The sequence below is a fragment of the Clostridium sp. AM29-11AC genome, from assembly GCF_003480545.1.
GTDB lineage: Bacteria > Bacillota > Clostridia > Lachnospirales > Lachnospiraceae > Otoolea > Otoolea saccharolyticum_A.
Genome location: NZ_QUJI01000016.1, coordinates 17,618 through 38,415, shown reverse-complemented (window position 1 = coordinate 38,415; position 20,798 = coordinate 17,618). Strand labels below are relative to the sequence as shown.

At 50.7% G+C, this 20,798-nt stretch carries 20 protein-coding genes; 14 read left to right on the top strand and 6 right to left on the bottom strand.

The window, feature by feature from the left end; genetic code table 11:
• Positions 1-120: 120 nt before the first annotated feature.
• A complete protein-coding gene (locus DW757_RS11990) occupies positions 121-1,377 on the top strand; it encodes an AI-2E family transporter (protein ID WP_015545246.1) in 1,257 nt (418 codons plus the stop codon).
• Positions 1,374-3,665, top strand: a complete 2,292-nt coding sequence (locus DW757_RS11985) for a SpoIID/LytB domain-containing protein (protein WP_118751810.1) — start codon at positions 1,374-1,376, stop codon at positions 3,663-3,665. The genes DW757_RS11990 and DW757_RS11985 overlap by 4 nt, the downstream gene beginning before the upstream one ends.
• A 141-nt stretch (positions 3,666-3,806) precedes the next feature.
• Here DW757_RS11985 and DW757_RS11980 read toward each other — a convergent pair whose 3' ends face one another.
• Positions 3,807-5,027: a 6-phosphofructokinase gene (locus tag DW757_RS11980; RefSeq protein ID WP_015573856.1), complete on the bottom strand. Its 1,221-nt coding sequence runs from the start codon at positions 5,025-5,027 to the stop codon at positions 3,807-3,809.
• Between the two features lie 293 nt (positions 5,028-5,320).
• On the opposite strand from DW757_RS11980, the gene DW757_RS11975 reads away from it, so the two are divergent.
• From DW757_RS11975 to phoU, 5 genes are all read left to right on the top strand, one after another.
• On the top strand, positions 5,321-6,286 hold the full coding sequence (locus DW757_RS11975) for a phosphate ABC transporter substrate-binding protein (RefSeq protein ID WP_118751809.1): 966 nt from the start codon (positions 5,321-5,323) through the stop codon (positions 6,284-6,286).
• A 136-nt stretch (positions 6,287-6,422) separates the two neighbouring features.
• Complete coding sequence (pstC, locus tag DW757_RS11970) at positions 6,423-7,361, top strand: phosphate ABC transporter permease subunit PstC (protein ID WP_118751808.1); 939 nt, start codon at positions 6,423-6,425, stop codon at positions 7,359-7,361.
• 2 nt (positions 7,362-7,363) lie between these two features.
• Positions 7,364-8,239, top strand: coding sequence for a phosphate ABC transporter permease PstA (pstA, locus tag DW757_RS11965; RefSeq protein WP_008396238.1), 876 nt, complete (start codon positions 7,364-7,366; stop codon positions 8,237-8,239).
• A 60-nt stretch (positions 8,240-8,299) separates the two neighbouring features.
• Positions 8,300-9,109, top strand: a complete 810-nt coding sequence (gene pstB, locus DW757_RS11960; protein WP_008396237.1) for a phosphate ABC transporter ATP-binding protein PstB — start codon at positions 8,300-8,302, stop codon at positions 9,107-9,109.
• Complete coding sequence (gene phoU, locus DW757_RS11955) at positions 9,109-9,771, top strand: phosphate signaling complex protein PhoU (RefSeq protein WP_087383793.1); 663 nt, start codon at positions 9,109-9,111, stop codon at positions 9,769-9,771. Before pstB ends, phoU begins: the two co-directional genes overlap by 1 nt.
• Positions 9,772-9,870: 99 nt before the next feature.
• On the opposite strand, the gene DW757_RS11950 is transcribed toward phoU, so the two are convergent.
• Both DW757_RS11950 and DW757_RS11945 read right to left on the bottom strand, forming a co-directional pair.
• Complete coding sequence (locus DW757_RS11950; protein WP_166460517.1) at positions 9,871-10,230, bottom strand: hypothetical protein; 360 nt, start codon at positions 10,228-10,230, stop codon at positions 9,871-9,873.
• Between the two features lie 355 nt (positions 10,231-10,585).
• Positions 10,586-11,419 carry an enoyl-CoA hydratase-related protein gene (locus tag DW757_RS11945; protein WP_118751806.1) on the bottom strand — a complete coding sequence of 278 codons (834 nt, stop codon included), beginning with the start codon at positions 11,417-11,419 and terminating at the stop codon, positions 10,586-10,588.
• A 641-nt stretch (positions 11,420-12,060) separates the two neighbouring features.
• On the opposite strand from DW757_RS11945, the gene DW757_RS11935 reads away from it, so the two are divergent.
• Entirely contained in the window at positions 12,061-12,570 is a 510-nt protein-coding gene (locus tag DW757_RS11935) for an SEC-C metal-binding domain-containing protein (protein ID WP_008396229.1), read from the top strand.
• A 96-nt stretch (positions 12,571-12,666) separates the two neighbouring features.
• On the opposite strand, the gene DW757_RS11930 is transcribed toward DW757_RS11935, so the two are convergent.
• Entirely contained in the window at positions 12,667-13,722 is a 1,056-nt protein-coding gene (locus DW757_RS11930) for a hypothetical protein (protein WP_118751804.1), read from the bottom strand.
• A 279-nt stretch (positions 13,723-14,001) separates the two neighbouring features.
• On the opposite strand from DW757_RS11930, the gene DW757_RS11925 reads away from it, so the two are divergent.
• Both DW757_RS11925 and hslO read left to right on the top strand, forming a co-directional pair.
• Entirely contained in the window at positions 14,002-14,775 is a 774-nt protein-coding gene (locus tag DW757_RS11925; RefSeq protein ID WP_118751803.1) for a class I SAM-dependent methyltransferase, read from the top strand.
• Positions 14,776-14,798: 23 nt separating this feature from the next.
• Positions 14,799-15,680, top strand: coding sequence for an Hsp33 family molecular chaperone HslO (hslO, locus tag DW757_RS11920; RefSeq protein ID WP_087383855.1), 882 nt, complete (start codon positions 14,799-14,801; stop codon positions 15,678-15,680).
• Between the two features lie 169 nt (positions 15,681-15,849).
• Here the strand turns inward: hslO and DW757_RS11915 are convergent, their stop codons facing one another.
• Entirely contained in the window at positions 15,850-16,050 is a 201-nt protein-coding gene (locus DW757_RS11915) for a cold shock domain-containing protein (protein ID WP_008396221.1), read from the bottom strand.
• A gap of 269 nt (positions 16,051-16,319) precedes the next feature.
• On the opposite strand from DW757_RS11915, the gene DW757_RS11910 reads away from it, so the two are divergent.
• Positions 16,320-16,868: a DUF5662 family protein gene (locus DW757_RS11910; RefSeq protein WP_008396220.1), complete on the top strand. Its 549-nt coding sequence runs from the start codon at positions 16,320-16,322 to the stop codon at positions 16,866-16,868.
• A gap of 64 nt (positions 16,869-16,932) precedes the next feature.
• On the opposite strand, the gene DW757_RS11905 is transcribed toward DW757_RS11910, so the two are convergent.
• Entirely contained in the window at positions 16,933-18,186 is a 1,254-nt protein-coding gene (locus DW757_RS11905) for a ribonuclease H-like domain-containing protein (protein WP_118751842.1), read from the bottom strand.
• A 342-nt stretch (positions 18,187-18,528) separates the two neighbouring features.
• Here DW757_RS11905 and ruvA point away from each other — a divergent pair, with 342 nt between their 5' ends.
• The 3 genes from ruvA (at position 18,529) to DW757_RS11890 (ending at position 20,782) form a co-directional block, all read left to right on the top strand.
• Complete coding sequence (gene ruvA / locus DW757_RS11900; protein WP_182433299.1) at positions 18,529-19,152, top strand: Holliday junction branch migration protein RuvA; 624 nt, start codon at positions 18,529-18,531, stop codon at positions 19,150-19,152.
• Positions 19,153-19,200: 48 nt separating this feature from the next.
• Positions 19,201-20,196 (top strand): Holliday junction branch migration DNA helicase RuvB, encoded by a 996-nt coding sequence (ruvB, locus tag DW757_RS11895; protein WP_118751801.1) that lies wholly within the window; start codon positions 19,201-19,203, stop codon positions 20,194-20,196.
• A 157-nt stretch (positions 20,197-20,353) separates the two neighbouring features.
• Complete coding sequence (locus tag DW757_RS11890; RefSeq protein WP_021966501.1) at positions 20,354-20,782, top strand: cell division protein ZapA; 429 nt, start codon at positions 20,354-20,356, stop codon at positions 20,780-20,782.
• Positions 20,783-20,798 lie beyond the last annotated feature (16 nt).

Genomic DNA, 20,798 nt, shown 5'->3' with positions numbered 1-20,798 from the left:
AATGAAAAAAGCAGCGAGTAATCGCTGCTTTCTTTTTTTCCTTTTCTTGCAAAACAACGCCAGGTCGGCTATACTGTACTGAGAAACTGCAGATAAATGGTTTGGAGGAAACTGTGATATATGAAAGATAATGACGTAAAGCGATACATCTGCCTGGGACTGACAGCCGTCTGCGTGATTGCCGTCTGTATTGTTTTCTGGTACTGCATTCAGGAGTGGAAAACAGTGAGCGCATTTCTCGGAAGGCTCCGGGGAATCGCGGCGCCGATTATCTACGGTTCCATCCTAGCTTACCTGCTGGCCCCTGTCTACAACCGTGTGACGGGTGCGGGGCTCAGGGTTCTGTCGGGAAGACTGAAAAGCAGAAAACACGCGGAAGTGATAGCCAGGGCCGTCGGAACGGCCGCCAGCCTGGCTGTGATCTTTGTGGTGATAGCGGGCCTTCTTCAGCTCATTATTCCACAGGTGGTGGACAGCATTATGGGGTTTCAGGCGGCGTTTCCCACCTATCTTCAGAACCTGTATTCCTGGATTCAGAAGCTTCTGGCAGACAATTCGGAGATTGAACAGATTGTAATCGGCAATATCCAGACAGCGGTGAGCCTGTTTGACGGATGGCTGGAGCAGGCGTTCACAAGGTTTGACATGAACCGCCTGGTGGAATTTCTGACTGGCGTCTCCAGCAGCCTGTTTCTGCTGTTCAATTTTGTCAAGAACTGGCTGATAGGCCTGATCGTGATGGTCTACATGCTGAACATCAAGGATCGCCTGATCACCCAGGCGAAAAAAATCGTCTACGGCTGTCTGAGCATCCGTCTGGCCAACCATGTGATCAGCGAAATGCGCCTGGTCCACAGGATGTTCGGCGGCTTCATCATTGGAAAAATTCTGGATTCCCTGATCATTGGAATCCTCTGCTTTATCGGAACCAGCATTCTGCATACGCCCTATGCGCTGCTTGTCAGCGTGATTGTCGGCGTAACCAACGTGATCCCGTTTTTTGGCCCGTTCATTGGGGCAATTCCCAGCGGTATCCTGGTGCTGCTTGTCAGCCCTGTCCAGTGTGCGGTTCTGCTTCTCTGGATTCTTATTCTTCAGCAGATCGACGGAAATATTATCGGCCCGAAGATCCTGGGAAACTCTACAGGGCTTGCCAGCTTCTGGGTGCTGTTTTCCATTCTCATTTTCGGGGGCCTGTTCGGCTTCGTGGGAATGATTATCGCTGTGCCGGGCTTTGCAGTCATCTATGATCTGGTGAAAAAGGCAGTGAACTATTCTCTGAGAAGAAAGCGGCTGTCTGTGAACACAGAGGATTACCGGAGGCTAGACTATATCGATGAAGAGAAAAAGACATATGTAAGTAGGGAGAATGAATGAGTTCTAAAAAGATGGTTTACTGGACAGGGGCGGTGGCTGCGGCTGTGCTCCTGCTGATTATTCTGATTGTGACACTGGATCACAATGGAAACTATGTTTCCAGAGCTCTGGCGGGAAAGGCGCTGGCTCTGGGGATGACAGACAGGGAAACCTGTGAAGCCTGGGAGGATGAAAATGAATCAAACTTCCCCTCCTCCCTGAAAGGGCAGTGGTATGTAAAATATCTGGACTATCTGATAGGAAACGGGTATATGGAGCTTCCCGGGGATGAAGACGGGGAGGAAAGACAGGCAGATATGGAGGACTTCGCCGCAGGCGCGATTACCTACGGGGAAGTCGCCTATGCGGCAGAGCAGGTGGAGTCCGGTCTTTCCAGGGCTCTAGGCGTGTCCAGAAAGAAATACAGCGATCCCATTCCCAAGGAGGAGTGGTGGCTGTTTTATGAAACCTTTCTGAAGAAGGCAGACCTGGAAGGGACAGTTCAGACAAAAACGATTGCCCTCTATGGAACTCCGGCCAATGTGGAGGGGGCTGAGAGCTGGACGGCCTACACAAGTGAGGGGGAGCTTCAGTTCGAGGGGCTTTCCCTGGATGCCTACATAGACCACGAGATTGAAGTGTGCATCCGGGGGACGGATATCATACGCATGGAGCGGGATGTTTCGGACGAGGTTGTCTACAAAAATGCCTGGCTGATCCCTGACGGGGAGAAAAACAGGATGGAGGTTTATATAGGAGGGACAGTAAGAGAATTTCCTCTGGAGGACGCCGTAGAGGAAGAGGCAGGAGGCGTGCTGGCCGATGTGTCCTTAAAGGACGGAAAGATAAGGAAGCTGTCTTTAAAAAAGGACACCATAGAGGGAAAGGTGCTTGCCGTCCGGGACAATGCCATCGAAATCGAGGGCTATGGAAATGTGGCAATTACTGATGACTTTAAGGTTTACAAGACCTACGGCACAGTAAAAGAGGCCAGAAAAAAGGATATTCTGGTAGGATATGACATTCAGAAATTTGTGGTGGAGGATAAGCGTATCTGCGCCGCCCTTCTGGTGAAAAGCTTTGACGCGAGAAATATCAGGGTACTTCTGATGGACACAGGCTTTCAGTCTATTTTCCACGACACAGTTACCCTGAAGTGTTCTGTCCCCATGAAGGTTGTGCTGGGAGACTATGAGTTCACCGTGGAGGCAGGGGAGAAGTTTACAGTCTTTGACGGAGATGAGAGGCTCAGAAGATCCGACAGGCGGTTTATCATCGAACCGGAGGATCCCACAAAGTCTATCGATGTGACTACCATCGAGAGGGGGCAGGGAACGCCGTCCTACCAGGGAACGCTGGAAATCAGCCAGGAGAAGGAAGGGCTTCTGCTTTTAAATGATCTGGACGTGGAGGACTACCTGACCAGAGTGGTTCCAAGTGAGATGCCGGCCTCCTATGAGATGGAGGCCCTGAAGGCTCAGGCCGTCTGCGCCAGAACCTACGCCTACCGGCAGATCAAGGCCAATGCCTACAGCCAGTATGGCGCTCATGTGGATGACAGCACCAACTATCAGGTTTACAACAACACGGCCTCCAGCGAGCGCACAGACACCGCTGTGATGGAGACCTACGGCCAGATGGTATTCTACGGGGATAATCCTGCGGAAACCTATTATTTTTCCACCTCCTGCGGCCATACAACCGACGGAACTATCTGGGGAGCAGATCAGAGCGCAGTTCCCTATCTGAAGGGAGTGTCCCTGACCGATGGCAGAACTGTGATGAAGGAACTGAGAGATAATGAGTCCTTTGAGAAATTTATCCGCGACAAGGACGCAGAGACCTATGACTCCACCTTCCCCATGTACCGCTGGGAGACGAAGATTACAAACCGCAGCCTGGAAGAAAAGATTACGGGAATCGGAGAGATCCAGGCTCTGGCTGTGACAGAGCGGGGAACCGGCGGAATTGCGAAGAAGCTGAAGGTATACGGAAGCGAGGGAGAGACTGTCATAAGCGGGGAAAACCAGATTCGAAGCACTCTCGGAAGCACGGAGCTTGTATACAAGAAAAATGACGGAAAAACCCTGACGGGATGGAGCAATCTTCCAAGCGCCTATATCGCCATTGACGAGACCGCCAGAGACGAGGAGAGCGGACTGCGCACCTTCACCATCTGGGGCGGCGGCTACGGCCACGGCGTCGGAATGAGCCAGAACGGCGCCCAGCAGATGGCCAGAGAGGGGATGGATTACGAGGACATTCTGACCTTCTTCTACGACGGCGTGGAGATAAGAGAACTGTCCTGACAGCAGAGTCAGAGGAGGAGGGATAGTGAAAACCCTCATAAGCCCCTCCCCCCACAGCACCTGCTCACCCAAAGAAAAAGGGAAGGATTTACAGTGACTTCGCCGGAACTGTAAATCCTTCCCTTTTTCTCTCTTTTACGGTTATTTGCGGTACAGATAGACGGGCAGTCCATCCTTCATTTTTCTCTCAGGCTCGCCCTTGATAATCGGAAGAGCGTAGTCGAAAAATTCTTTTCCGATGTTTGTGCCCCCGTCGGTAATCCATTCTTTCGGGAAGGTCTTTTCCTGATTGCACACCTGGTTCACATCCACGGTGGAGCAGGAAAGACGGTAATCGTCCCCCGGTTCTCTTACAAAGGCAATCATTTTTCCCGTAGTCCCTTTCAGGGCCTCAGCTACGCCTGCCGCTCCGGCCATGGCAGCCTCTGCGATGTCAGCGGCGGAAACGATCATGCCGCTGCAGCGCTGGCATACATTCAGCTCTACAGAGCGAACCTTTACCTTAAACTGCTGGCGCACGAAGTTTTCAAGAATCTTTCCGCAGCCGGTCAGCATCTTGTGGCCGAAGGTGTCTACCTGGGCCTCGGCGGTGTACTCGCAGATAAAGCGGCCGGAGGCGTCGGAAAGTCCCTCTGAGACGCAGACAACCACGTTTGTATTCTTCCTGAAGGCCTGCTCCAGATCCCTGGAAAACTGTTCTAAGGAGAAGGCGGATTCCGGCAGATAGATGAGAAGAGGGTTATCGTTTTCATGCTTTCTGGCCAGTACGCTGGCAGCAGTGAGCCATCCTGCGTGGCGTCCCATCAGCTCCACGATGGTGACTGACTTCTGCTGGTAAACGGTAGCGTCGAGTACGATCTCCCGGACCATGGAGGCTACATACTTGGCGGCGCTTCCGAAGCCCGGCGTGTGATCCGTCATGACCAGATCATTGTCAATGGTTTTCGGTATGCCGATTACCCGGATGGGGCTGTTGATTCCGGCAGCATAGCGGGACAGCTTGCTTACTGTGTCCATGGAATCATTTCCGCCGATGTAAAAAAAGTATCCTATATTTAAGGCCTCAAATTTTCTGAACAGAGTCGGATAGACCTCAGAGCTCAGATCCTCCGGCAGCTTGAAGCGGCAGGAGCCAAGATAGGCGGCAGGAGTCAGCTTCAGAATTTCCAGCTCCTCCTTGCTGAGCGTTTCCGAAAGGTCCAGGACATGATCGGCCAAAAAGCCTTCAATTCCATTCTCCATACCGTAAACGGTTCCAATCTGCTCCCCGTGTCTGATACTTTCTGTAATAACTCCGTAAAGGCTTGCATTGATTACGGCGGTGGGGCCGCCGGACTGTCCTACAAGTACGTTTTTCTTCATTGTGAGGTTTCTCTCCTTTGTGATTGTGGTAATACCGCACCTATTTTATAATAGGAGGCTTTGGATTTCAACCTGTTTTAACGCCTTTTTGGCCATTTATCCGGGAAGAAGACGGAGAAATGAAAAATTTATGTAAAATGATCCTGCAAAAATATCACATAAATTTGACGAAAGCAGTATTTTAGATTTTACATTGCGCGAGCTATACTATAGCTGTTCCTGAGGGAACAAAGCAGTTACTGAACAAATCAGGCAAAGCCTGAAAATCATTTAGAAAACAAGGAGATTAAATTATGAAAAAAATTCTTACACTTATGGCAGCAGGCGCTGTGGCAGCCAGTATGACAGCATGCGGAAGCTCCAACACGGCAGGCACAACAGCAGCAGTGGAAGCAGCAGATACCACGGCAGCAGATACTACAGCAGCAGGAAGCACGGCAGCTGAGGCAGAGACAGAGGCGGCTGAGGTAAACGAGGATCTGACAGGAATGATTACGGCGGCAGGTTCTTCCGCATTAAAGCCTCTTGTAGACGACGCAGCCGACATGTTTGCTGAGAAGTATCCGAACGTAGCTATCACAATTGATGCCGGCGGTTCAGGAGAGGGCTTAAAGCAGGTTTCCGAGGGGACAGTAAACATCGGAAACTCTGACGTTCCGGCAGAGGATAAGCTGGAGCCGGAGCAGGCGGCAGAGCTGGTAGACCATCAGGTGTGCGTTGTGACCATGGCTCCTATCGTAAATAATGACGTATATGAGGCCGGCGTTACAGACCTGACAAAAGAGCAGTTAATCGGAATCTTCACAGGTGAGATTAAGAACTGGAGCGAGGTTGGCGGACCAGATGAGGACGTAGTTCTTGTGACACGGCCTACATCCTCCGGAACAAGAGCAACTTTCCAGAAATACGCTCTGGATGGAAACGAGGAGGCTTCCAACGCAGCTATGGAGACAGATGATTCCGGCGTACTTCTCCAGAATGTAAAGGATACAAAGGGAGCAATCGGATATGTAGCTTTATCCTACCTGACAGGTGATGCAGGAGTTTCCACAGTTGCAATCGACGGTGTTGAGCCTACTTTAGAGAATACATACAGCGGCGACTATCCGGTATGGACTTATGAGCATATGTACACAAAGGGTGAGCCGGACGAGGTGACCAAGGCATTCATCGACTACATCATGTCTGACGAGTACGGCGAGCAGATGGAATCATTAGGCTACGGTGTATCTTCCAAGATGACAGTAACTGAGCACTAATCAAGGATACGTTTCAGCAGCTAAACCTTTTGCCCCGGCGGCAGGAGGTATGGCTGCGATAAATCAAAGACAATGAAATGAAGAGGGGCTGGCCGCCTGAATGGGCCTCCCCTCTCATTTCAGGCCAGGAGGATTTATGGATACGACAAAAGGAAAAAGCATGTTTGCCAAGGAATATTTCTGGCGGGATCTCATGACGGCGTGCGGCTTGTTTGTGATTGTCCTGACGATCGGGATTGGAGCGTTCCTGGTGTACAAAGGTTCAGCCACCTTTCTGACCTATGGACACACGCTCTGGGAATTCCTGGGTTCAGCCCAGTGGGCGCCGGCAGATAACTCCGACGGCGGAGGGACAGTCGGGGCGCTGATTTTTGTAGTAGGTTCTCTGTGTACCTGCGGTCTGGCGCTTCTCATTGCAGCTCCGTTTTCCCTGGGCTCAGCTATTTTTATCACAGACATTTCTCCAAAATTCGGAGAAAAATTTTACCGTCCGGTCGTGGAGATCTTTGCCGGAATCCCATCTGTAGTATACGGCTGGGTAGGTCTTACTGTGCTGGTTCCGGCGATTAAGACGGTGTTTGACCGCCAGGTCGGCCATTCGATTCTGGCCGCCGGCATTGTGCTGGCTGTGATGATTTTTCCCACTATCACGACAGTGGCAGCGGACGCCCTGAGGGCAGTTCCGAAGGAGTGCCGTATGGCGGCATACGGCCTCGGTTCTACCAGATGGCAGACCATCTATAGAATTGTCATTCCGGCAGCTGCGCCGGGAATTATCTCCGGAATTATTCTGGGACTTGCAAGAGCGTTCGGAGAGGCTCTGGCAGTTGCCATGGTAATCGGCCAGACGACTGCTCTGCCTACCAGCATTTTTTCTACAACGAAAACACTTACGACAGAGATTGCGGCTCAGATGGGAAATGCCATGGAGGGCGGAGAGATGAAATCGGCCCTCTGGTCCATGGCGCTTCTTCTGTTCCTTATCTCCCTGTTCTTCATTTTTCTGATTCACCGGGTATCTGCAGTGAAGCCGGATAAGGACGACAGGAAAGCAGTTCTGAAAGGAGGAAAATAAAAGTGGCAGAAAAGAGAATCAGACGTGCCAAAGCAGTTGACACATTTATGACGGCAGTCTTTTATGCCATCGCCATTTTCTTCTTCACGCTTCTCATTGCGTTTGCCGGAAAGGTAATCATCGGAGGACTTCTCGGCGCAACGCCGGAGATGTTCCGCTTTGAGAGAAAGGGAAGTATTGGAAACCAGCTTTTTAATACGGTTTATCTGGTGTTCATCTCACTTGTGGTATCCGTACCCTTAGGCGTGGGAGCGGGAATTTACCTGGGCATGTACGCAAAGCCGGGCAGGGTAACGCGCTTTTTGAGAATGTGTATTGAAACACTGTCATCTCTCCCGTCCATCGTAGTCGGACTGTTCGGATACCTGGTATTTCTGGTGTTTTTCGGCATGGGGAAGAGCCTGATTGCAGGCGCGCTTTCCGTATCGATCCTGACTCTGCCTCTGATCACAACGACGACAGAGGATGCCATCAAGGGTCTTCCGGCCGGTTACTACCAGGCCAGCCTGGGGCTGGGGGCCACGAAATGGCAGAGTATTTTCCATGTGCTTCTTCCGGCCTGTGTGCCCCGCATCATGACAGGAGTTATCCTGGCAGCTGGAAGAGGATTTGGAGAGGCGGCAGCCCTTCTCTACACGACAGGTTCAGGAACTGCTCTGAAATGGGGAAACTGGAATCTGTCTGCCCCGACCTGTCCTTTTAATCCGTTCCGTCCTGCAGAAACTCTGTCGATTCAGATCTGGAACCTGCAGGTGAACGGACAGGACAGAGCGCTGGCAAACTGTGCCTCCGCCGTTTTAATGCTCCTGGTACTGGCGTTCAGTATCGGCGCAAATGTGTGGAGCCACCATATCAAGAAGAAAAATGCAGGAGAGTAAGACAGGAAAACGTCTGAGAAGAGAGAAATCAAAAGGAAATCAGCGAAAGGAAAATCAGCTATGGCAGAAGCAAACATTCACAACGCCGGCTCAGTGAACGGAGAGAATGCTCCGGCAGCCGTGACGAAGTTTGATATATCAGGACTGAACCTCCACTACGGAGAATTTCACGCCCTGAAGAACATCGATATGAAAATCGAGGAAAAGAAGATTACCGCCTTTATCGGTCCGTCCGGCTGCGGAAAGTCTACCTTTTTAAAGACCCTCAACCGCATGAATGACCTGGTGGAGAATGTTAAAATTGACGGAACCGTACGCCTGGACGGCACGGATATTTTCCGTGAGATGGATGCCATCACCCTGAGACACAGAGTCGGAATGGTATTTCAGCAGCCCAACCCTTTTCCAAAGAGCGTCTATGACAATGTAGCCTACGGCCCCAGGATTTTCGGGATCAGAAAAAAAGATCAGCTGGATGAGATTGTGGAGAGGAGTCTTCGCCAGGCGGCAATCTGGGATGAGTTAAAGGACCGTCTGCACAAGAGCGCCATGGGACTTTCCGGAGGACAGCAGCAGAGACTTTGCATCGCCAGGACGCTGGCGGTGGAGCCGGATGTGATCCTGATGGATGAGCCCACATCGGCTCTGGATCCGATCTCCACCTCCAAAATCGAGGATCTGGCCATGGAGCTGAAGGAAAAGTATACCATTATCATTGTCACCCACAATATGCAGCAGGCCGCCAGAATCTCCGATCAGACAGCTTTCTTCCTTCTGGGCGAGTGCGTGGAGTTCGGGGATACGGGAGAAATGTTTGCCATGCCAAAGGATAAGCGGACAGAGGATTATATTACAGGGAGGTTCGGTTGATGAGGAAGAATTTCGACAGGCAGCTTAACAATCTGGAAAAGCAGCTGATCAAGATGGGGGGCCTCTGCGAGGAGGCGATCTCCCTGTCAGCGAGGGCCCTTGGCGGAGAGGGGGCGCCGGATCTGCAGTCCCAGGTACATGAGCTGGAAAGTGAGATTAACAATCTGGAGAGGGAGATTGAGGGAAGCTGCATGACGCTGCTTTTAAGACAGCAGCCCATCGCCCACGATCTCCGAAATGTATCAGCAGCTCTCCGAATGATTTCCGATCTGGAGCGGATCGGGGATCAGGCAGAGGATATTGCAGAGCTGGTGCCCCATATTGCGGGAAGCGGACTGCAGAGCAAGGTGCACATTAATCAGATGTCCATGGCAGCCGTGAAGATGGTGATGGACAGTGTCGATGCCTTTGTGAAGGAAGATCTGGCTCTGGCCAGGAAGGTGCAGGCTGATGACGATGAGGTGGATCGCCTGTTTGACTGTGTAAAGGGCGAGCTTATGGAGCTGATCGAGAAGAAGGGAATCGGCGCCGAGGAGGCTCTGGATTTCCTGATGGCTGCCAAATATCTTGAAAGAATCGGCGATCATGCCGTCAATGTGGCTGAGTGGGTGGAGTATTCCATCACGGGAGTGCATAAGAGCGGAGAGCTTACAGAGCGGTAAGAGAGCATGACTTGTCACGTGCAAATTAAACAGAAGGCGATCGGGCTGCTGATTCTGCGCCAGTCCGCCCGCCTTCTGTGTTTATACCGGAGAGAAAGGCTATACATGAACTTGACAGAACCGCCTTACAAACTCCGCAATAAGAGGATGTGAGCTGCCGTTTTGCCAGAATATCTTCCGCTTCTGCGTGTATGCAGTGAGCGGTGTTAATATTACGCCGCCTGAGCTTAGATTAAGCGAAGAAACTTCAAAGGAGATGTACCTGAATGGATGTCCGGAATATTCAGTATCAGAAGATACGATCATTACATCAGTCTTTTTTGTCTCAAAATAATGAAGCAGTTCTTCTTCCTGTCCAATCCAAAGCGTATAATGCAAATCAGGGTACTGTTCCAGCATCTCAGACAGGAGATTTGAAATAAAGTATGCTGTGTAAAAATCGGATGCAGCAATTCTCAATGCATATGTTTGCCTGTGCTTTTCAGTGTCTTTCTGTATACGGCAATGCAGGACTTAGGGTTTGCAATGCAAGTGTCGGAACACGAATTTAAGCTGTATGACGCTCAGTCAGAACGAAAATATTTGAATTTTAACAGCCGCCAGTATGCACAGATAGCTTTGCTGAAAATTTTATTCCCCATCAATATATGAAGGACAAAAAGTGCTGTGAAAAAACGGTGCTTATGATATAGAATGGGCGAATGCCCAGTAAAAAATACAGTAATGGAGGGTATCCAAAGGTCATAAAAAGATCTGAGGGATACCCTCTTTTCAATTATGCAGGGAGAGCAGAAAAGCCGCCTGCAGGCCAAAATCAGTTCTTCTCTTTTTCCTCCGCATGCTTTTTGCGCTTGCGGTTCAGCTTCTCCACCAGAGCAGATGTGCGGGTACGGTAATCGTCCAGCTCTGTCACGATTCCCATGAAGGAGGAAACCATATCCAGGGAGGAGCGCAGCGTGATCTGCTCGCTCTGATAGATAGCCCGCTTGGTCAGGCGCATGGCTGTCTGCGGCGCTTCCAGGAGCTTCTGCATGTAGGCTTCCACATAGTCATCCAGCTCGTCGTCGGGAACTACATGGGTCACCAGACCAATCCGCTCTGCCTCGGCTCCCTTTAAGACCTTGGTAGTCCAGAACATATCGAGAGCCTTGTCACGTCCGATGATGCGGGGGAGGAAGTAAGCGCCGCCGTCGCCTGGGACGATACCGGCGTTAAAGTAGCTCTCAGACATGGTAGCACTCTCTGAAGCGATTCTCACATCGCACATGAGAGCCATGTCAAGACCTGCTCCTACGGCTGCTCCGTGGATCTTTGCCACCACCGGCTTGTCAATCTCCTCCAGGATCAGAGGAATTCGCTGAATGCCCTTCCAGAGGGAATTTTTGCGGGCCAGGGCGGTGGAGGAAATATCGTCGTGGCTTTCAAAGAATCCGTCGCCTGCTGCCATAGCCTTTACATCTCCGCCGGCACAGAAGGCCTTTCCGTTTCCTGAAAGCAGGACAGCGTAAATATCCTCCCTGTCCCTCACATCTTCCAGGGCTCTTGTCCAGAGGTGAATCATCTCCTCGCTGAAACAGTTTAAATGCTCTGGCCTGTTCATGGTAATGCGTGCCAGATGTCCCTTTACTTCATAAATCAGATCTGCCATAAGTTATGTATCCTTTCTTTCTGGTTCTGCTTTTATTCTTGTATTCTGTTTCACCCTATATTTCGTATTGCGCGTATAAGCTGTCTCAGTCTGCTGAGAGTGCCGTTTTTTCAATAATTAATATACGGTATAACAATAAATTTATAGAATATTGAGCATCTATAAAAGAATTCATATAAACTAAGGTCATTATACGAAGAAGAAAAGCGCCTGTCAATCTGAACTTGATATTTTGAGGAGGCTAAAAGGTCTTTTAACGGAAAATTAACACGGAGCTCTCCTGTCTTCGCAGATTCTCTCTGAATTCACGGCGCCTTCGGCTGTAAAGCTGCTGCAGCAGCGACTTTTCTTTTCCAACCCAGTGCGATCCCAGCGGAGCGTTTTTATATAACAGGGAACGAAGTTCCCTGTTATATAAAAAATCCCCCGCCTGCTGCACGAAGCCAACAGGCAGGGGACTAAAAAGGGGAGGATAAGTATTCAAAAATTTCTCTTTTGTTGATATTCCTATTATGGCCAGACCGGGGAGGAATATACATTCAACCTGAAAAAATCTTTGCAAAAACCTGAAAACTGTTATATACTATTCTGGACAAGCAGATGCGGTAACTTAAATTAATAAAAAAGGAAGGTTATTACGTATGACATTACTGGAAAACTGGAGAAACCTCGCGTACGGCGACGGACTCGATGATAAAAAGAGAGAAGAACTGTGGTCCGGCTATTTCGCAATCGAGAAGGGAATCTATGAGCAGATTCTCTCCAACCCGACAGAGGTGGTAGAGGGAACCGTTAAGGAGCTGGCTGAGAAGTACAACACAGAGATTCTGATTATGACAGGTTTCCTGGACGGAATCAACGAGAGCTTAAAGGGTTATGAGAACCAGATCGAGACCATGGATGAGAATACAGTTGTAAAGATCGAGATTGATCCGGAGAAGCTGTACTGGAACATGGTTGAGGCAAAAGCAGACTGGCTGTACAACCTGCCTCAGTGGGATGCAATCCTGACTCCTGAGAAGAGAAAGGAGCTTTACAGAAACCAGAAGGCATCCGGCACTGTGCGCAATGAGCAGAAAATTTATCCAAACGATCCATGTCCATGCGGCAGCGGAAAGAAATATAAAAAGTGCTGCGGAAAAAACAAATAAAAGCATAGAATAAGGCAGAAGGCAAAAAAGAGAGCTGGCCGGGGATTTCTCCTCCGGAAGCTCTCTTTTTCCGATCTCCCGCTGTATGGGAACTTTCTATTCTTTTAAAACCCGCTCCCTCTTTTTAAGTTCTGCCGCAATCTGCCTTTTCTCAGGCTTATCTCCGAAATGAATGCGGCCGTTCTGCACTCTCAGAGAGGACAGAATGGATTCGGCGCTTTCCCGGGAAGGGCAGGGCAGGCGGATGAATTTTCCGTCAGAGGCAGCGAGGGAGAGAAATGCGCTGCTGTCTTCGTTTCGTCTCCTTTTGGGAAGAAGGGCTGATAATCGCCGGACAAAACGGGAAAAGCCGCGGCAGTCTTTTCTGTTTTCTATCCCTGCCCAGAAAAGTTCTTCCAGAGGGAGAAGCCTTGTCCTGGCTCCGTCCAGGTACAGCAGATAGCTGCTGGTGAGATAGAGCTTTCCGGCCTTCACGGGAACCTGGCTGTGAAGCTCAGCTTCAGCCTCAGAAATCTTCTGTCTGACCTCCCATATATTCCCGAGATACCGGAAGGCCGGTGAGGCCAGAGGGAAAATAAAAAAAACCAGGGAACAGAACAGCTCTGCCAGCCCTGCAAACAGGCAGAGGTTTACAGCCAGCCTGCCGGCCAGACTGATGAAAAAAGGGCAGGAGAGGGAGGAAACTGCATAGGGGGCTGTGATTTTTCTTAGGGAGCTGCTTTTCCAGCCGAGGGCTGAGGCCATGGCATCCGTAATCTCTTCGTACTGGTCAGCATCCAGCTCAATCAGCCGCCCATGGATGTCCAGAGATTCAATAGAAGGGGCAGGCGGAGCCCCAGCCTCAGCGCCCAGAAGGTAGAACTGGCAGAAGCCGTCCACCAGAGTGTAGTAGTAATAGCCCTTGACAGCGCCTCCCACTGTCCGGTTAAGGCCTGTGTACTGAAGGTTGGATGCCGTTACCCGGACACAGGGAAGAAAGCGGTTGTAGAAGTTTTCGTAATGGCTTTTATAGTTTAAAGGTCTTTGATGGAATACGTTTTCCCTGGGAGAAAGCTGCAGAGCCAGGAGAGCGGCAGCCACCACAAGAACCGGCATAAACAGCCGCCGCAGAAGATCGCTTCGTATATCTGAAATTATAAAACTGTTTTTCATAGGTGTATTCTTCCAATCTTTTTTCCGCCGGCAGCCGGCACCCGTTTCCTTCCGACTGCCTGTGCCGGATAAAATGACTACTATAAGTATAAGCAAAAAATCCCCAATAATCAATAATCGGTTGCTTTTCCAGGCAAATATTGATATGATATGTAACAGTTCAGCCTCGTTCCCTTTGCCGTAAGAAGCGGTGGCGGCGGGATGCGTAATGCGTAACCTCCGGCACGGCGGGGACAGTCTGGACGGCAGTGACAGAAATAAGACGACAGGAGGCGGATTGTGGAGGCTTATACCAGCTTTGCGGCAGTTTACGATATGTTTATGGATAATATTCCCTACGAGGAGTGGGCAGCCTATCTCATATCCCTGCTTAAGGAGCACGGGATTGACGACGGCCTAGTGCTGGATCTGGGGTGCGGGACAGGAAGCCTGACAGAGATTCTGGCCAGAGAGGGGTATGACATGACGGGCATTGACATTTCTCCGGATATGCTTCAGATTGCCATGGAAAAGAGGGCGGAGTCGGGACACGACATTCTCTACCTGCTCCAGGATATGAGAGAATTTGAGCTCTATGGGACAGTCAGAGCCATCGTCAGCATCTGTGATTCCATGAACTATCTGTTCGAGCCCGGGGATCTGGTTCAGACGCTGCGCCTGGTGAATAATTATCTGGATCCGGAGGGGCTCTTTATTTTTGACCTCAACACAGAATATAAATACAGGGAGATTCTCGGGGAATCCACCATTGCAGAGGACAGGGAGGAGAGCAGCTTCATCTGGGACAACAGCTACGATGAGGAGGAAAGGATCAATGAATACAGCCTTAGCCTTTTCATCCGGGAGAAGGAGGATCTCTACCGGAAATACCAGGAAACCCACTATCAGAGAGCCTATACCCTCAACGAGGTGAGGGACGCTATCCGTCAGGCCGGGATGGAGTTTGTGGCAGCCTATGACGCATTTACAAGGAACGCGCCCAGAGAGGACAGCGAGAGAATCTACGTGATTGCCAGGGAGAGAGGAAAGTCGTCAGGGGAAAATCAGAATTGAATCAGCAGAAAGGAATGACATATATGGCAGATTATATGGTAAGAGCCACAGCAGCGGACGGTCAGATCCGCGCTTTTGCGGCTACGACGAGGGAGACAGTGGAGGAAGCCAGAAAGGCGCACAATACAAGCCCGGTGGCCACGGCTGCCCTGGGACGTCTGCTCACGGCAGGGGCCATGATGGGAAGCATGATGAAGGGAAAGGACGATGTCCTGACGCTGAGGGCAGAGGGTGACGGCCCTATCGGCGGCCTGACTGTGACGGCGGACGCTTTCGGAAATGTGAAGGGATATGCCTTTCACCCGGAGGTAATGCTGCCTCCGAACGCTCAGGGAAAGCTGGATGTAGGCGGAGCGCTGGGAATCGGTGTGCTGAGCGTAATCAAGGACATCGGCTTAAAGGAGCCGTATGTGGGGCAGACGATTCTCGTAAGCGGGGAGATCGCCGAGGATCTCACCTACTATTATGCGACCTCGGAGCAGACTCCGTCGTCCGTCGCCCTGGGTGTTCTGATGAACAGGGAAAATACGGTGCGCCAGGCAGGAGGATTTATTATCCAGCTTCTTCCGGGAGCCTCCGATGAGATGATCGACAGGCTGGAGGAGAAGCTGAAGGAGATAAAGCCAATTACCGCTCTTCTCGACGAAGGGATGACGCCGGAGCAGATCCTTGAGCATGTTCTCGGAGAATTCGGTCTCGAGATTCTTAATCAGATGCCGGTTCAGTTTTACTGCAACTGCGATAAAAAGAGAGTGGAGAAGGCCCTTGTCAGCATTGGGAAGAAGGAGCTTCAGGAGATGATCGACGAGGGAAAGAGCATTGAGGTAAACTGCCATTTCTGCAATAAGAATTATGAGTTTTCCGTGGAGGAGCTTAAGGAGCTTTTAAGCCAGGCGGTCAGATAAGAGAAAATCAGACTGAGGGGAAAACGAGAAAAGGACTGTCAGCCCTTCGCCGACAGTCCTTTTTCTCTCATTTAATCATTTACTTAATTCAATATAGCTTATTCACAAAATATAGGTGTAGATATATATATTGGAAACAGGTACACTGGAAAGAGGTATAATGATTACATTAGAGCTTGGTTACGTTCGTAGCCTGTGGTCCCTTTGCTCCGTTGACAACCTCGAACTCTACCTGAGCGCCCTCGTCAAGGGATTTGAAACCCTCCATGTTAAGGCCGGAGTAGTGAACGAACACATCGTTTCCCTCCTCGTCACAGATAAATCCGTAGCCCTTCTGGTTGTTGAACCACTTTACTGTACCTTTGTGCATAACAAACCTCCAAGAAAATAAAAAAAATATCGTGGCCTGACTATCTACAGCCTAACCACAGAATATCACAGTTTTCATAGAGTGTCAAATCATTTTGATATTATGACAAAAATAAGCAAAAAGAATTGATATTTGCATGAATGCCGCAAATGTGCTAGAATTATCTGTAGTTTTTCGGCCTGGAAAAATGGCCTGTCCGGACCCTCTTTCATAAAGGAGAGGACAGGGTGCAGGCCTGTTTTTTCAGGAGATGAAAGGGAGGATGGGATATGAGTCTTCACAACGCAGCCGGCCATTTTTGCACCATCACGAAGCACAAGCTGATGGTGATGGGAAACTGCTTCCGGGTGGGGCTTTACAGACAGGGACTGCTCCACGATTTATCCAAGTATTCCTGGGAAGAATTTAAGACAGGGGTAAAGTATTATCAGGGAACCAGGAGCCCCAACGCGGCAGAAAAGGATGATATCGGGTACTCGGCTGCCTGGCTTCACCATAAGGGCAGGAATAAACACCATTTTGAGTACTGGATCGATTTTGCGCCGGATAAATCCAAGGGCCTTGTGGGCAATAAGATGCCCTTAAAGTATGTGATCGAGATGGTGATGGACCGGATCGCCGCATCGAAGGTCTATAAAGGAAAGGATTACACAAACGCATCTCCCTGGGAGTATTACGCAAAGGGGAAGGACTATATTGTCATTCACCCGGAGACGAGAGCTCTTTTGGAGAAGCTTCTTCTCATGCTCAGGAAAAAGGGGGAGAGAAAAACCTTCGCCTATATGCGCTGGCTGCTCAGGCAGGGAAAGGAATATTAATAAGAGATACTAATAAGGAATACCAATAAGGAATATTAAAGTATGTGCAGCTCATGGGCCTGTTTCAGAAAAACAGGCCCATGAGCTGTTTAAAATACGTTTCTGCGCTGTCCTGTGGGTTTCTATTTTCCGGGCTTTTCTTTTCCCGATTTTTCTCTTCCGAGTTTTTCTTTTCCGGCTCTTTCTTTTCCGGGCTGGCGGCGGGGCAAAAACCGGCGTGCTCTTTGCACGCAGGTTCCCGAAAGAGAAATGTCCTGTCTGTTTTGCTGCCGGCGAGCATTTCGGCCAGCCCGGCAGTGAATGGGATATAGGTAAGCCGCTCGGAATACTCTCTCTTCAGGCAGGGCTCAAAAATGCAGGAGGGCTGGGGCAGAAAGAGACCCTCAACCTTTGTATAGCAGGTCTTTGCGGTGGCTTTTCTGCGGGCCGCCCGGTCTACATATTCGCCGACGCTTTTGTGGATGGCAGTATCTTCATAGATCAAATAGTAGTAATCCTTATAATTTGAATAAAATCGTTTGAGCTCCCCCTCAGCCAGGGATATGCCAAGAGTCAGGATATTTCCTGAGGCATCCAGGGAAAAGGGGCCGTTATCTGCCTCCATGGAGACCGGCAGGGAGACCTCACTTCTGTAGCAGAGAAAGAGTGTCTGCTCCTCCTGTCCAAAGGCGTCAGCCGCCTTTTGAAGCTTCCAGCCGTCCGGCCGGAAGGGGAAGTCTAAAAAGTCGGAGTAGGCAAGAATCGGAAGAATGGACGGCATCCCCTTCAGATCATCCTCGTTGTGGAGAAACAGAAGGCGGAGGAGAGCTTCATCCCCTGTGGCCAGGTAGTCGTGATAGACTTCAATCAGCTGACCGCCGGAAAACCGATCCTGCCGTTCAATATCCAGAAACCCCTCGATAGTTTTCTGCTTCAGGTTTTCTAAACCCAGAATTTTCTTAAATGGCTTTATCTTTTTGTAGAGATCCACGCTCTTTACGCCGGAAAAGTCAAAATTCAGCCCACAGGCAGCGCAGCGCTTCAGAAGGTAGGGAATGTCAAAGCCGTCTCCGTTAAAATGGATCAGAATCTTAAAATTTTTCAGGAAAAGGAAAAAGGCCTCCAGCATCTCCTCCTCGGCATCGGCCCGGTCGGCAAACCACTGGATCAGATTCCAGGAATGATCCCGGTAAAAGACACAGCCGATCAGATAAAGATTTGAGGAATCCCCGGAAAAGCCGGTGGTTTCAATGTCAAAAAACAGAAGCTCAGAGAGCACACCTATGCGGGACAGGGGGTAGGTGTCTGGAAATTCCAGACGTTTTTCTATAGTAATCATGGGTAATTTCTCCTTCTGTATGTCTGCAGCCATGGTTTCCTGCTTGTTCCTGCCTGCAGGCCGCCTATGCGCGGCGGTGGGGCCCGGCCCGGACCGATGGCCGGTGCCGGGAAAATTTCTGTGTTCTGTCATGTCCTCTATTATATATGGAAGAGAGAGGCTTTACAAGCACCAGAATATTTGTTCGGGTAAATCTTGCATTGCCAGGAAGCGTGTGATATGATACTAAAAGAAAATGGGGTGCTCAGGCGGATGGAACGGCCGGCGGCCCCCTCCCGGCTGCCTGAAAAGCTGCCGGAAAAGCGCAGTGATGCAGAGAACAGCGATGAAAGGGATTGTGACGTGATTTCATATATAAGAGGAATACTGGCAGAGAAGATGGACGGGGCGGCTGTGGTGGAGGCCGGAGGCATCGGCTACAGGATTTTTATGCCGCTTTCCGCTCTGGAGCTTTTGCCGGCTGTGGGGCAGGAAGCGGTGGTTTACACCTACTTTCAGGTCAGGGAAGACGCCATGAGTCTGTATGGATTTCTGAACAGGCAGGACAGGGAGATGTTCCGGCAGCTGATTGGGGTGAACGGCATTGGCCCCAAGGCAGCCCTGGGGCTTTTGGGTGCTCTCAGGCCGGACGACCTGCGCCTGGCCATTCTGACAGGAGATGTGAAGGCTATCTCCCGGGCCCCCGGGATCGGGGCGAAAACAGCCCAGAGGATTATTCTGGATTTAAAGGACAAGGTGAGCGCGGAGGAGATGTTTCCTTCTGTCACAGCTTCGGATGGAGGGGCAAAGGCGCCGGAGGCAGTCTCTCTCACAGCGGAGGCTGCCAGGGAGGCGGTGGATGCTCTGGTGGCCCTGGGCTATTCCAATCTGGAGGCCTCAAAGGCCGTGAAGCAGGTGGAGGTCACAGAGGAGATGGATGCAGAGGCAGTGCTCAAGGCATCCCTCAAATATCTGGCGTTTATGTAGCCCTGAGAGAAAAACCTGGACGTGAGGAGAGAGCAGAAGGAAGCAGATATGAACAGAAGGATTATTACAACAGACGTTACGGAAGAGGATAAGAAAATAGAGACGAGCCTGCGCCCCCAGTTCCTTTCGGAGTATATCGGACAGGAGCGGATCAAAAGCACCCTGAAGATCTTCATCGATGCGGCAAAGTCGAGAAAGGAGCCTCTTGACCATGTGCTGTTCTACGGCCCTCCGGGGCTTGGAAAGACGACGCTCTGCGGCATTATTGCCAATGAGATGGGGGTCAATATGAAGGTGACATCCGGCCCGGCCATCGAAAAGCCCGGGGAGATTGCAGCCATTCTAAACGGGCTTTCTGAGGGGGATGTGCTGTTTGTGGACGAGATTCACCGGCTGAACCGCCAGGTGGAGGAGGTTCTCTATCCGGCTATGGAGGACTATGCCATCGATATTATGCTGGGGAAGGATTCCAGCGCCCGGTCTATCCGTCTGGAGCTTCCGAAGTTTACGCTGGTGGGAGCTACCACCAGGGCAGGCCTTCTGACAGCGCCTCTGCGGGACAGGTTCGGAATTATCCAGAAGATGGATTTCTATACGCCTGCAGAGCTTAAGACCATTGTCATGCGCTCTGCTGATGTGATGCAGGTGAAGATTGAGGAAGAGGGGGCCTTTGAGATTGCCAGGCGTTCCAGAGGAACCCCCAGGCTTGCCAATCGCCTGCTTAAGAGAGTCAGGGACTTTGCCCAGGTCAAGTACGACGGCGTGATTACAAAGGCGGTGGCCGACTTTGCCCTGGATATTCTCGACGTGGACAAGCTGGGGCTGGACAATAACGACAGGGCTATTCTGAATGCCATGATTCAGAAGTTTTCCGGCGGCCCGGTGGGTCTTGAGACGCTGGCAGCCTGCCTCGGGGAGGACGCCGGCACCCTGGAGGATGTGTACGAGCCATACCTCCTCATGAACGGGCTGATCAACCGCACGCCCAGAGGCCGGGTGGCCACAGAGGCTGCCTACCATCATCTGGGCCTCTCCCAGAGCTGATTGGGAAGGCTGAACGGTTATAAATCTGCCCGGCAATCCGCAGAAAGTCATTGTTTTTGTCAAAAATTCAGGTATAATGAAGGAGAGCCGCGGGATACCTGAAGAGGGGCCCTGCGGGATGAGGAGAAATGAAAAAAGGACGAAAGCGGAGAAAAGTATGGATTCCAAGAATTATACGGATGTTTTGATCAACGGAAAAATTTATACACTGGGCGGCGCCGAGGAGGAGAGTTATCTGCAGCAGGTTGCCAGCTATATCAACGAAAAGATGACCAGGCTCCAGAAGCAGCCGGGCTTTACCAGGCAGAGCGAGGACTACAAGTCAGTGATGACATACCTGAATCTGGCTGATGACTATTTTAAGGAAAAGCAGTATGCGGCACGGCTGGCGGAGGAAAATCAGGAGCTGGAGAAGGAGAGCTACAGCCTGAAGCATGAGCTCGTGAGCACCCAGATGAAGCTGGAAACCGTGATGAGGGAGGCGGCGGAGCAGCGTGAGAGAGTCCATGCCCTTGAGCTGAGGCTCCAGGAACTGGAAGCCATGCAGCCGGCAGAGGAAGGGACAAAAGAGGAAAAGCAGGACTGAAAAAGAAGAGAAACAG